Raw genomic sequence first — 13465 nt, 5'->3', positions numbered from 1 at the left:
TTGATCATTAATATGATTGAAAACGCTTCCAATTACGAACTCAATGTCATCAACCCCCCTTTCAATCACAAGCTTATTAAACTCATCCTTTCATTTTGACAGACACGCCTCTTTCATCCACCGTTATGGCTAACTGGCCATCGACAGATTTGGTAAACTGAAGATCCACTCGAGGAATGTGCACCGATTGGGGTCCCCCTATATGATGACGATCAGTCTCCACTAAGTTCACATTTATATACTCCATCTCCCACACCTCACTATCATTCGCCTTCCCTTGTGGTAAGCATAGCGTAGTTATGACTGTTTGATCTGTAAATAATTGATGACATGATAAGACAGGAATCCCTTCCTTCATCCCATAATCGTCGGATCGCCAGCCTTCTTTCATCACAAGCTGTGGATTGGCGCCAACTGTTCCAACCCAATACATACGCATACCTGACACTTTATCCTCTTCTTCATCGAAAGCAATCAACGCTTCCAGAGCAGAGCCATTTCGAGACTGCTGAATCTCTGTCTGAGCATCCCCCGATAAATGAAATGTTTGCTCCAAATGATGCGTCCCCACACCCTCCATCCAGTCGACGATGAGAAGAAAGGATTGTTTTTTCCCCATCAGTACCCATCTCCGATGTGTAATGGAATCCTTCAAGTGTGTATAGCCATTATGTGAAGCATCGATGAAATCATATGCCTCGCACGACTCCCAGCGATGAAGCGTGACTTCCGCTTCCGGCACTCCCCATTGCTGTGTGGATACATATGGCGTCTGATCTAGACCATCGATCGTAACCGTGTTATGCGCTGATGTGCTCTTAAAATAGCGCCGCCATTCCCCCTCTTGGTACGTGTACCGGCCAGAATCGCCGAATATTAGGCGATCTTGGAACATCCATTCAAAATGGAGAGCATCCGCATGACCATGGGCACCGCCCATCGGTGCCGCATCAAAGAAGAGATACTGCTGCACATCCCGCATCACAAAGTAGCCAGATTCGGGGAAGGTTACGGTCGTTGCCTGTTCACTTGTCTGCGCACCCTCCATCCGCTTCATCCAAGACACAAACCTCTCGCCGCCCATCATCCAGAGCAGCTCCTCACTGATCTCACCCTGCTGAGCTATTGCCACCTCATCACAGATTGCGCCAATGAGGCCGACCTTGGCTCGTACATGCGTACCGCTATCCGAATCGGATAGCGCAACCGACTTGCCATCTGGCCGAATCGTCGCCATACTAAAGGCTACCATCGATTTCAGCTTTTCCAGATAACTGCCAGGGAAAGGCCGCCCCGTTTGCTTCGCCAACCAATACGGCGTACCAAACATATCCAAGCTGGCCGTATGATAATGCGGCGTCAGCTCATTCTGAATCCCGTCGGCACGAATTTGATCGTGCAAACAGAGCATGAGCCGTTCTTGCGCAAGCTGGCGCCAATAAGGCGCATCGGCGTGCTCCGCAAGAAAAGTCCCCACCATATAGAGCCCCTGCATATGCATAGTCGCATGGTTGATCGAGGTTTCCCCCAGAAACCTCGACAGGAAGGTGGCCTGCTTAGCTAGGCTGTCCTGCCACATTTCAACAAAAATAGAGTCCATTGATGGACTATGACTCATCATCATATAGCCCCAAACCCACGATTGAACGCGCAGCCCGACTTCAAGCAATCGCCACGGACCGGGTCGTTGGAAATACACCAATTGCTCGTAAGTCAGCGAGGTTGGCAAAGGATTCTGCTCGATCCAGCTGACGATATGCCGCTTAAATGCTGCCACATACCGCTCATCCCCCGTCAGTAAGTAGGCAATTCCGAAGTCGCGCAGATGCCAATGGCGATTCAAGATCCACGTATATTCCAAGTCATCCGTTGGATTATACAACCAATCCGGCCGCAAGCCGTGATCGATCCACTCTCCCGCAGCCATCGTATAGGGAAGACTGAACTTCCCTACACAACATTGATCCGCTTTTTCAAGTACCTCAGCAACACGTGTTGGATAATGGAATTCAAATACATTAGCCGCCTCTTGCAGTTCTGCATTCGTGACATAAAATCGCATGGTATTCTCCTTTTCTCTCGCACTATCCTTTGACAGAGCCCGCTGTGACGCTAATGAATGATTTGTTGGCAAGGATATAGACAACGAGTATCGGCAAAATGGACATGCATGCCCCAGCAAGCATAATGTGCGTTTCCGCAGCCGCCGAAGTGCCGTAGCGTAAGCTAGCTAGCCCGACCGTTAACGTCTGCAGCGCTGGCTTCGTCATCGTGAATACCAACGGCAAAATGTATTCGTTCCAGGCATTGCGGAAAACGAATAATCCAGCTACGCCAAGACCCGGTGCCAATAGCGGCAGGATGATTCGCCAGTAGATACTGTACACATTGCAGCCATCAATCATAGCAGCTTCGTCTAGATCACGCGGAATGCCTTTGAAGAAGCCGATCAAGGTGAAAAATGTTGCCGCATGACCACTGATCAGAATGATCACGACACCCCACAACGATTTGTGTAGGTTCAAATGCACCATTAATTCAAATTGCGGACGCAGGACAACAGCGCCAATGGAGATGAACATCGTGGAGGCGAGCAGCGCCACGTAAACTTTTTTACCCGCAAACTCTCGACGATCTACTGCGTAAGCTGCTAAAGAGGCTACGAGTAGGCTTCCTACTGTGGTTACAATACTCACGAACAAGCTATTCATCGTAAAATGAGCAAAATTAGCGCCCTTCCACGCTTTAACATAATTGTTGAATTGCCAAACGGATGGCCAGAATGTGGCCCCAGTCGTGACTTCCGCATTCGTTTTGAATGAGCCAAGAACGGCCATGATGACTGGAAATACGGTGAATACCACCATCAGAAGCAGGAACACCCAGAGGAGAAGCTTACCCGCCAGCTTCGCAATCAACAGCGAGACATAAGAAGATCTAGTTGATGTTGTGCGATTAGACAATTGAGATGGAACCGACTGCATATCTGTCTCTCCTCCTATTCGTGAATCTGATTCAAGCGTTTGGATAGGTAGAAATATCCCAGCGTTACAACGCCTACGATGAGAGCGGATACGAAGCCAACCGCACTGCCGTAGCCGATTTGCTGCTGAACAGCGCCACCAGCCGACGATACTGGAAAGAAGAGCTTATATACATAGAGATACATGACCTCTGTTTTGCCGATCGGACCGCCTTCTGTCAGCACCATGATGCTCTCATAGCCCTTCAGCGCAGCCGTTATGGCGAGAAGCACGATCATTTGTAAAACGGGTCCGAGCATGGGTACAGTAATGTTGATGAATTTCTTCCAGCCATTTGCCCCGTCGATAGCGGCACTTTCGTAAACGTCCTGCGGTATATTTTGCAATCCAGCGAGGAACAGCAGCATGTAATTCCCGATGGCACCCCAAACAGCGATGAGGATCATCGTAAGCATGGCAAACTTCGTTCCCAGCCAATCGATATTCGAATGGATAATGCCGTATTTCATCAGAAATTGATTGAGGATGCCATTATACGAATTGAAAATCACGTAGAAAACGACGGACATTACCGCCGTACTAATGACCGTTGGTAGAAAATAGACGGCACGAAAGAGATTGCGTCCTCGCATAGTCCCATTTAGAATTACCGCGAGTGCCAGCGCGATTGGCAGAGTGAGCACGATTTTGCCTCCCGCATAGACCAAAGTATTCACTACGGATTGCCAGTACACATCATCATGGAAGAGTCGTTTGAAATTATCGAAGCCAATGAACGTTTTGGCGCCATAGCCGGGATAGCTGTAAAACATATAGCGCATCGCCCATCCTAAAGGATAAATACTTAATACCAACGTCAGCACAAGACTCGGAAATGTCAGAATATAAGGGGCTAGCGCATGCTTTCGTTTGTTCATTGCAAGGCTCCTTTCTGCTGGGGGAACATGGGGCTATCTGCGTTTAAAAAGATTGCAAGCAGATAGCCACCCATGTCTAGCGTGATCTTATTTAACTAAGCTGCCTTGCAAATTTTTCGCATCAAAGTCTGGCATCGGTTGATTCTTAGTCGTACCCTCTTTTCGAGCTTTATCCAAAGCAGCATTATACCGTGTTGACAGATCTGTCGTTATTTTATTGACATCGCCGCCTTCAAGAATGTATCTCAATGCCTCATCCCCCAAATTTTTACCTTCAGGTGTAACTGCTGGCACGACTGGGAATAACGCATCAAATTTGTTAGGCAAGAACAGATCCATGTTGGCGAAGCTTGGTTTCTTCGCAACTGCAAGCACGTCTGGAACAGCGGAGATGCCAACGCTATCTTCTTGATACGTTTTTAACACATCAGGTCCGTACATGCTTTCGAGGAATTTCCATGCCTTCGCCTTGTTCGCTGATTTCGCGCTCATCGCGAGCCAAACCGTCGCATTCGAGAAAGGAGATGCTCCGTTAACTGTGCCGTCAATCGTTGGAAGCGGCGCTGCACTCCATTTAATTTTCGCAGGGAATTGATTTTTGAATACGCCAGGTTCACTTGCATGGTTGATGTACATGCCGATTTTGCCTTCAGCAAATTGCGCACGCAGTGGGTCAATATCGAGCAGTTCAAAGCCAGGGATCATACTGCCGTCTTGCTTCATTTTGCGCAATGCTTCGAGCATCGGGATTTGACTGGAGAAATCGAACTTGCCTGTTTTGAAGTTAAAGCCATCCAACATCCCTGCGCTCAAAGCAACAATAGGAGAGGCTGTTCGACCGAAGCCGCCGTTATTTTTGAAGTTGCCCGCAAAGCCGTATGCGCCAATATCTTTACCTGCTGCCGTTAATTTCTTCGCATCTTCAACCATTTCATCGATCGTTTTTGGCGGTGCAGCAATACCGGCCTTTTGGAAAAGATCGACGTTATAGATGAGGCGCCACGTGATCCCATAGTTCGGCAAGGAGTAAATTTTATTATCTACGCGATTGCCATCATCGATGATCAAGTTTTTGAAACGGTTCTTGAATTCAGGGGACATGTACGTATCCAATGGTTCTAGATAGCCTTTCTTGATGAACGGAGCGAAGTTAGATCCTGATGTTTTGATGATGTCCGGTGCTTGATTACTCGCAAAAGCAACATCCAGAGACTGCTCATAATTGTCAGCCATGATGGTGACTTCCACTTCGATATTATCCTTGTTCTCGGCATTATATTTCGCGATTTCCGCTTTAATATGATCCGATGCACCCCGGTCGTTGGTCCAGTAAGTTAACTTTGTTTTGGGCCCTGTTGTTGCTGGTGCTGCAGTACCTGCTGCTGAGGGTGCTGCTGTTGAGGCTGCAGAACTAGCTGTTGTATCTGTTGTTTTACTGCTCCCGCAAGCAGACAAAGTGACTAACAGAGCCGCAGATACAACGATATGAAACGGTTTCTTACGCATAAATGGTTGGCCTCCCTTTTCTTTTCCCATGTGTTTACTCTTAAAGTGTAAGTGAATTCGCTCTAGCTGTGAGGAGGGTAAAACCACTTTCCAGTAGGAAAATATGATGGTTTTAAACAGGTTTATAACCTTGCTTATATTCGGTTGGCGTCATCCCGACATGCTTCTTGAACACGTCTGTGAAGTAAGAACGATCCTCGTAACCGAGAAGAATCGCTACTTCCTGTACTTGCTTATCGTCTTCGAGCAGCATCTCTTTCGCGCGCTCAATACGCAGCCCCGTCATATAGTGGATGAGGGTCGTGCCGGTTACCTTTTTGAACAGATTCGCAAAATAACTCCCGCTCAAATAAACATGCTTCGCCAAATCATTAACCGTTACGTTCTTATCCAAGTTTGCTTTCATATAGTGAATCGCTTGGGTGATCACCGAGTCAGCCTCCAGTTCACGCTGCTTCTGTATCCATTCGCAACCTACTGTGGCTAACTGCTGCAATAAGCCATTCAGCTCACGGAGCGTCAAACGCTCCCCTTTTTTCAACATATCCAGCTTTATTGTCAACTCGTCTATTCCACTAGGCTCTGTTATTTTCTCTGCAAAAATCCGATACATCAACAGTCCCAACTCCACGCATACACTCGTCATATCACTTGGCTGCACGCCCGAGTAGCCCTGTACGATGCTCGCTAGCAGCGGCAGGGCCTTCTCTGGATTCCCCATGCGCAAGCAGTTGAACAGCTCTTTCTCTTGCTCCGCGCCATGCCGAGGACGAGACGAAACAGGACGTTGTATGTCCTCATAAAAGAAAACACTATTTCCCCCTGTATAGAAATTGTGGGACAAAGCCTCCGCAGCCTGTTGATACGACATAGGCAGCTCATGAATCGTTATTGCCTCCAGCCCTACGCCTACAGAGATTGTGTAACGCGAATAGTTCAACATGTGCTCTCGGCATTGCTCGGCAAGGGTAACCATTTCCATGTATGGAGGCACATTTAGCAAACAAATAAAGCCGCTCAATTGCTCCCGAAACACGATGGATTTCGTGACGGAGGCGAGCGTTTCTTCTAAAATGTTTTTGACAGCGAAACGGGCTAGCTCGACGTCATGAATGCTATGCGTATCGACCTGCTTTGCAAAGCCATCGATTTCAATGCACATAATAATGAGCCGCTCTCGGTCTAGATCCAGCTTCAAATAATCCCAGCGCTCCTTCAACCTCGCCTCATTGGCGTTGTATCGCAGCAAAAGATGTAAATATTCTTGTCGCAGAAGGGGCATGCTCTCCTTGATCTGACGTTCCATTTCGCTTTGTTTGGCAAAACGAACCCGATCGAGCTCAATCTGCTCTTTCGCTTTCTGAACAACGGCCTCGATCGCCGTCTTGAGAAACGGCTTGGCAATGAAATCAAAAGCCCCTAATCGCAGCGCTTGCTGCGCATATTCAAAATCGGTATAGCCGCTGAGCATGATCACCTTGCAATTGGGCAGCACCGCCATGATCGCTTTGGTCATCTCCAGTCCATCCATGCGAGGCATCCTAATATCGGTCAGGACGATGTCCGGCCGGAGCTCAAGGACCATTTGCAAGCCGTCTTCCCCGTTCCCCGCTGTACCTACCACCTTCACACCGTGTGTGTCGATTTGGATCAAATCGGCAATACCTCGGACCACACTTTTGATATCGTCGATCACACAGAGTGTTATTTCCGTCTCTTTCATGTTAGACTTCCCCCTTAATCGGAATCGTGATATTCACCTTTGTCGCTTCATAAGGCTCACTTGAAAGAACCATCGTTGCCTCACCGCCATAATACAGTTGCAATCGGTTATACACATTTCGTAGGGCGTAGCCTTTTTTGCCTGTATTTGTGGCTTGCAGCAAGCTGGACTGCAGCTTATCCGCATCCATGCCTGAACCATTATCCTCGACGATAATGTGGAGTTGATTACCTTCTGTCTTGAGTTCGATGCGAATTTTCCCACCGGATTCCATATGTTCAAATCCGTGAAGTAAGCTGTTCTCAACGAGCGGCTGCAGCATAATTTTCATGATGGGCAGGGAATGAATACTGTCATCGCTCAGCACAATCTCAAAGTCAAAAAGCTCCTCATAACACAGCTGCTGAATCGTCAAATACTGGCGAACATGCAGGAGTTCCTTCTCTACTGTCGTCCACTCTTCCCCATGATTGAGGCCCAATTGAAAGAGTTGAGATAAAGCGATGACCATCGACTTGGAATTATCCAGCTCGCCAGTTTCCATTTTCCAAATAATTGTATTGAGTGTATTGTATAAAAAATGAGGTGAAATCTGTGCCTGCAACGCCTTGGCTTCGGACTTTCGTTTCTCTCGTTCTGCCTCCTTCACTTCGTCGATAAGTTCATTTATTTCAAGCAGCATGCTGTTGAATTTGTGACCTACCTGACTTACTTCGTCCTGATAGTTGCTTTTGAAACGGACTGATAAATCATTGCGACCTACCTTGCTCATCAGCATTTGGAGATGATAGAGCGGCTTCAGAAGAATGGCCGAAAGTAGATTCGAAACGAGTACCGCCATGATGATGCAGACGAGCATAATGATGCCAGTGGTCCATTGAATCCATCCCAAATCCTTGAGGAGATCAGATCTCGATTGTACGCTGAGCAGCAGCCAGTCTGGATTGAATTGCAGGGTGGCGTAGTTAATTAAATCATTATGTGCCGTTATGCCCACCTCGAAATGCCCTCTTGAGTTTGTACCGATATGCTCTTCTAAGAAGGCTTTATCGTAGCTTTTGGGTAGGGCTGGCTGGTTCATTAAAACGCTTTCAGCATTACGATTGATTAGAAATAAATTGTTATTCGCCTGCTCGGCGAGCCGGTCCGACAGTATGCTTTGGATCGCCTTCTCGTTCAAATTCACAACGAAATACATGTTCGGCGTATCGCTAATCGACTGCATCACCAAAGAGATAACGCGGTCTTTGCCTTGAAAAAGAAGATCTTCATGCCCTTCGACCCAGAAGGGCTCTTTGGTCGTCTGCGACTTCTCGTACATCGGTGAATCGTAGAATGAGAATCCTTGATTCCTATAGTAGCTAGCGGAATAAAACTCACCGATCGGCGTCGCGATGAAAATCGACTCGATTGACGGCTCCGCCAGCTTCGCCTGCGTGAACGCCGAGTTCATCGCGGTCATATGACCGTAATAGCCGTCCTTCTTGCCTGCGGCAGAATCCTTCGCCATTTGCACAAACGGCTGCGAGATCATTATATTTAACACCGAAACGAGAATTTGCTTCGCTTTCTCATCAAGAACACGCGCCGACGTATTTAGATTATCCTGGCTAAGCTGAAACGTATTGCGCTCGATTACGCGAGCACTTATATAGTAAGACAGCCCCCCAGTTGCCGCGATTGAGAAGGCAATTAGCAGAACGAATGACACCCACATGCGCTTCTTCAGCGTGAGCTTGTACAGCATGGCTTTCATCAGCATGCACCCCCTAGCGCATATTGTATCGCAAACGCTTACAGAAGGGATACAGTATTTTCCTCTGTGAGGAAAGGGGTGAATTGCGCTCAAAAGCCACTAAGTAGCAAATAGCAGCCTCCCAGCCCCAAATTTTCGTCCCACCAACATGAGAAGGAACGAGGATGCGCTAACTGAGCGATATTGGTTAATTTCGAGCTCGAAGGGAACCACAGTACGCTATTTCAGCTATTTGGTGTAAATTTAGCTAAATTCGATAAAATAGGGCATTCTGGTTCCCCACAGCCTCACTTTTAACTAATGTTGCAAGTAATAGCGCACCGACGTTCCTTTGGGACAGTTACAAGTGGAGCATATAGCTTCGCGCACGTTCCTTGCCACTCGCAACAACCAATAGCTGCCTATCACACAACTTATGTAATAGAGTTCTAGCGTGTCTTTTGCTCACATTCAGATGTTCAGAGAGTTCTGGGGCTGTGAACGGACGAAATTTCCTCCGAGCAAAACGAATCGCTTCACTCTCTAACCAAGGTAATGTCGGAGGGACGTCAGTTGCGATAAACTTACCAATAAGCGAAAGTATGAGCTGTTGACACTGGTTCGGTGCTTCGACAATGGAGGGGTAAGCGATCGGAAGAACCAGCCAACCATCTAGAGCAAGGTGGGAATGTCGGAGGCAAAGATCTTTAAATCGCCATAGATCAAGATCTCTTGCGTGCGAACTGTAACCCTGGATTTCAATTGCGCCTTTCGCTTCTCCAGGCATATAGGCATAATCAATTTAACGATAGCCATTGGCGAAGTCACGAACCTCCCATTCAGGATACAGATCGTTGAAATTACCGACCTTTGGATACCAAATGGATCGGAGGAATTCCATCTCCGCATGTCCTAATCCACGTTCGAGCCGTTCCCGTCTGCGCGGATTGGTCTCCTCTGCAAGTTGTTTGGCCATAAATGCTTCGAAAGCTTGCTCGAATTTCATTGAAATTACGCTCCTTATGTAGACACAAAACAAAACGCCACTCTCTCCACAATCTCTGAAAGGAGAAACTCCTCAGAAACCATGATAAGAACGGCGCGTGCTTCGCAACCATTTATATGATAATGGCTATTCGTATACTAGATTAAGGTCATGTCAAGCCAAGCAGTAATTGAAGTGCCTAATCTTCATCCCTCTTCAGGTTGAGCTTGATAGTCTGCCAGTGAAACCGTAAGCTCATCCGTAACATGGACATCTTCCGATTCCAATAAAAACCGCTGCAACTGTGCACCCTCATCATCTTGGATCGCAATTTGACCTCGAACATTGAGAACTCGGTGCCAAGGGAGACGATGTTTGCGGCTCATGGCGTGCAGAATTCGTACAACCTGTCGAGCTGCCCTCGGACTACCAGCTTCATGCGCAACTTGACCATAGGTCATCACTTTGCCTTCAGGAATGGATCGAATAACTTCTAATACCCTCTCTGTAAAAGGTGTCATTATACGGTAAGAAACTTGATGCATACCGGCTGTGACATTTCAAGGATACTACCCGTCGGGATCAGTTTTCCTGTCGCTTCATCACGGGCAAAACTCACGATATTATCGGAGTCTTTATTCGCGACAAGTATGAATTTCCCATCAGGTGAAAGTCCGAAATTACGCGGATGTTTGCCAAGTGTCGATGCATGCTCGACGACAGTGAGTCTACCAGTCTGCACGTCAATCGCATAAACAACGATACTATCGTGTCCACGATTTGATCCATACAAGAAACGTCCATCTGGGGAAACGTGGATGTCTGCGCAACCATTTTCGCCATCGTAGGAGGCTGGTAAGGTTGGAATGGTTTGAATCTCTGTCAATTGTCCTTGTTCCTCATCATAGCTGAAAGCAGTTACTGTTGAGCCAAGTTCGTTGATGACGTAACCGTACTTGTATGAAGGATGGAAGGCAAAATGGCGCGGCCCCGAACCCGGTGCAACCAACACTTCATTATGTAATACTAAACGTTTAGCAGTGAGATCTAGCTTGTATAGTATGATTTTATCTAGGCCCAAATCACAGGCACCGATGTAGCGATTCGACCGATCTACGAAAACGGAATGTGCACGCGGCCGATCCTGAACAGAAAGTAGACTCGCACCATGATGCTGCTGAATATCGGCGGAGGATCCGAGTTGTCCATCTGCTAGAATCGGAGATAATCCGACCATGCCGCCGTGATAGCTGCAAACCATTACTACTTGATTCGTATTGTCCAACTGAATGTGACAAGTTGTCGCAGGCAGTGTGTTTACCCTATTGAGTAACGATAATTCGCCTGTTTCATGATGAATCGTGTAGGCGCTAGCAGCTCCACATTTCTGACCTTCATCGCCAACGCCTTCACCAAGTGCGTATAATCTGCCGTTGTCAGCGTCGATAGCTAGAAAGGTTGGGTTCTGTAGTCCATTTACGTTATGAGTAAGCGTTAAGCTGCCTGTTTCTGTATTAAATTGTGCCGTGTATACCCCTGGATTCTTGGCATCGGCGTAAGAACCAATAAAGGCTAAAGTTTGTTTCGATTGTTGCTGCGTGTCCATGGTTGTCGCTCCCATTCATCTAATTTACTATGAGCATTATCTCAAATTCATCCATCTGGGGCAACTCTTCAGTGCGAGGCAATATCGGGGGAACGTCAGTGCACTATCAACCTCCAAAACGGCAGATAGTGAGACAAGGGGAACGAGGATGCATTATTCTTATCTAAAATGGCCATAACACGCCAATTTCACCGAAATAGCGCACCGTCGTTCCTTCTGGTCCAAAAACAGCCCTAAAATGCAGAGATAGTGCATCCTAGTTCCCCTACATGTTGCGTACGGAAAAGTTGCTATCGGGGCATGCAGGCTGGGTTAAAACTCGCTCAATTCAAAAACCCCACTTCATCCCTGAAGTGAGGTTCCATCCAACATTCTCGCCTGCTCGCAAGCAGGACGTCTGAATCCCTAGACTTTACGCGATGTCAGCTTCGCTTGCGTCAGCAGCATCAAGTAATCGTAGCCGCCTGCTTTGGAGTCGGTACCCGACATGTTGAACCCGCCGAACGGGTGCACGCCGACAAGCGCGCCTGTACATTTGCGATTGATATACAGGTTACCGCAGTGCACCGTCTCCAATGCTTCTGCGATGCGATCTTCATCGCTGGAGAAATAGGATCCTGTCAAGCCGAACTCTGTGTCGTTGTACATCGAAATGGCTTCTTGCCAATCCGTCGCTTTCGCAATCGCCAACACCGGTCCGAAAATCTCCTCCTGCATCAACCGTGCTTTGCCGCTCACATCGCCAAACACAGTCGGCTGAATGTAGTAACCATTCCCTTCGGCCTTCCCCCCGCCGACAAGCAGGGTTCCTTCGCTTTTGCCAACTTCGATATAGTCGAGAATACGCTCATAAGATGCTTTATCAATGACAGGACCTGCCGCGAAGTTTTCCTCCGGCAGACCGCTTTGCAGTCTGTTCGTCAACGCGACGACCTTCTCTACCACTTCATCGTAGACGGACTCAACGATGATAGCGCGGGAGCCTGCGGAGCATTTCTGCCCTTGGAAGCCAAAAGCCGAAGCCACAATCGCAGCCGCGGCTGCATCCAAATCCGCCGTTTCGTCGACGACGACGCCGTCTTTGCCCCCCATTTCAGCGATGACGCGCTTAATCCATATTTGACCTGGCGCCACGTCAGCAGCCAATCGGTTGATGCGTAAGCCGATCTCTTTGGAGCCGGTGAAGGAGATGAAACGCGTCTTCGGATGCGTCGTCAAGTAGTCGCCAACCTCAGCGCCGCTGCCTGGAATGAAGTTGATGACGCCCGCAGGAAGTCCGACTTCCTCCATCAACGCGACGAATTTATGCGCGATCACCGGTGTCGTGGATGCTGGTTTCAATAGTACTGTATTTCCCGATACAACGGCAGAAACCGTCATTCCTACACAAATCGCAAGCGGGAAATTCCAAGGCGGAATCACGACGCCAACTCCCAACGGGATATACGAAATTTGGTTGTTCTCACCAGGTATTCGCACCAATGGCTGCGTTTCATTGATCTCACTCAAACGGATCATCTCGCGTGCATAGAACTCGATAAAATCGATCGCTTCCGCAGTATCAACGTCCGCTTCTACGTAGTTTTTACCGGATTCGAGGATCATGAGAGCCGAGAATTCATGCTTGCGCGCACGCATCAGTGCTGCTGCTTTGAATAAGTATTCCGCGCGCTCTCTAGCGGGAACTTTTTTCCAGGACTCGAACGTTGCGAGTGCGGTGTTCATCGCTTTTTCAGCCAAAGCTTGATCCGCTTTACTGACGTACCCGATCACCTCATCCACGTTCCCTGGATTAATTGACGTAATCTTCGCCTCGGTCATCACCTTCTCAGAACCAATATATAGTGGGTACTCCCGTCCGAGCTCGCTCTTCACTGTCGCAATCGCCGCTTGCATGGCCTTCATATTATCCTCAAGCGCAAAATTCGTGAACGGCTCGTTCGCATATGGCAAAATTTTCGTTGTTAGTGTACTCATTTTATTGGCTCCTCTCTGAATAGAAAGCTAAG

General features: G+C 47.9%; 9 protein-coding genes and 1 pseudogene. All 10 read right to left on the bottom strand.

Features of this window, described 5'->3' with window-relative positions:
- Nucleotides 1-82: 82 nt before the first annotated feature.
- The 10 genes and pseudogenes from A8709_RS11830 to pruA all read right to left on the bottom strand — a co-directional run bounded on the left by A8709_RS11830 (nt 83) and on the right by pruA (nt 13433).
- Nucleotides 83-2062 (bottom strand): alginate lyase family protein, encoded by a 1980-nt coding sequence (locus A8709_RS11830; RefSeq protein ID WP_065852538.1) that lies wholly within the window; start codon nt 2060-2062, stop codon nt 83-85.
- Nucleotides 2063-2084: 22 nt separating this feature from the next.
- Nucleotides 2085-2867, bottom strand: coding sequence for a carbohydrate ABC transporter permease (locus A8709_RS11825; protein WP_065852666.1), 783 nt, complete (start codon nt 2865-2867; stop codon nt 2085-2087).
- Between the two features lie 131 nt (nt 2868-2998).
- A complete protein-coding gene (locus A8709_RS11820) occupies nt 2999-3901 on the bottom strand; it encodes a carbohydrate ABC transporter permease (RefSeq protein ID WP_065852537.1) in 903 nt (300 codons plus the stop codon).
- Nucleotides 3902-3988: 87 nt separating this feature from the next.
- Nucleotides 3989-5407: an ABC transporter substrate-binding protein gene (locus tag A8709_RS11815; protein WP_065852536.1), complete on the bottom strand. Its 1419-nt coding sequence runs from the start codon at nt 5405-5407 to the stop codon at nt 3989-3991.
- Between the two features lie 112 nt (nt 5408-5519).
- The gene (locus A8709_RS11810; RefSeq protein ID WP_065852535.1) at nt 5520-7130 is read right to left on the bottom strand and encodes a response regulator; all 1611 of its coding nucleotides are present in this window, start codon (nt 7128-7130) and stop codon (nt 5520-5522) included.
- 1 nt (nt 7131) lies between these two features.
- Nucleotides 7132-8886 (bottom strand): sensor histidine kinase, encoded by a 1755-nt coding sequence (locus tag A8709_RS11805; protein WP_065852534.1) that lies wholly within the window; start codon nt 8884-8886, stop codon nt 7132-7134.
- A gap of 340 nt (nt 8887-9226) precedes the next feature.
- A pseudogene (locus A8709_RS11800) lies at nt 9227-9871 on the bottom strand (transcriptional regulator).
- A gap of 185 nt (nt 9872-10056) precedes the next feature.
- Nucleotides 10057-10371, bottom strand: coding sequence for an MGMT family protein (locus A8709_RS11795; protein WP_065852533.1), 315 nt, complete (start codon nt 10369-10371; stop codon nt 10057-10059).
- On the bottom strand, nt 10371-11456 hold the full coding sequence (locus A8709_RS11790; protein WP_065852532.1) for a lactonase family protein: 1086 nt from the start codon (nt 11454-11456) through the stop codon (nt 10371-10373). The genes A8709_RS11795 and A8709_RS11790 overlap by 1 nt, the downstream gene beginning before the upstream one ends.
- A gap of 405 nt (nt 11457-11861) precedes the next feature.
- Nucleotides 11862-13433, bottom strand: a complete 1572-nt coding sequence (pruA, locus tag A8709_RS11785) for an L-glutamate gamma-semialdehyde dehydrogenase (protein WP_065852531.1) — start codon at nt 13431-13433, stop codon at nt 11862-11864.
- Nucleotides 13434-13465: the final 32 nt, after the last annotated feature.

The sequence above is a fragment of the Paenibacillus pectinilyticus genome (assembly GCF_001700435.1).
GTDB classification, from domain to species: Bacteria; Bacillota; Bacilli; order Paenibacillales; family NBRC-103111; genus Paenibacillus_E; species Paenibacillus_E pectinilyticus.
Note: the sequence above shows the minus strand (reverse complement) of the source record. Positions and strands in the feature narration are given on the sequence as shown.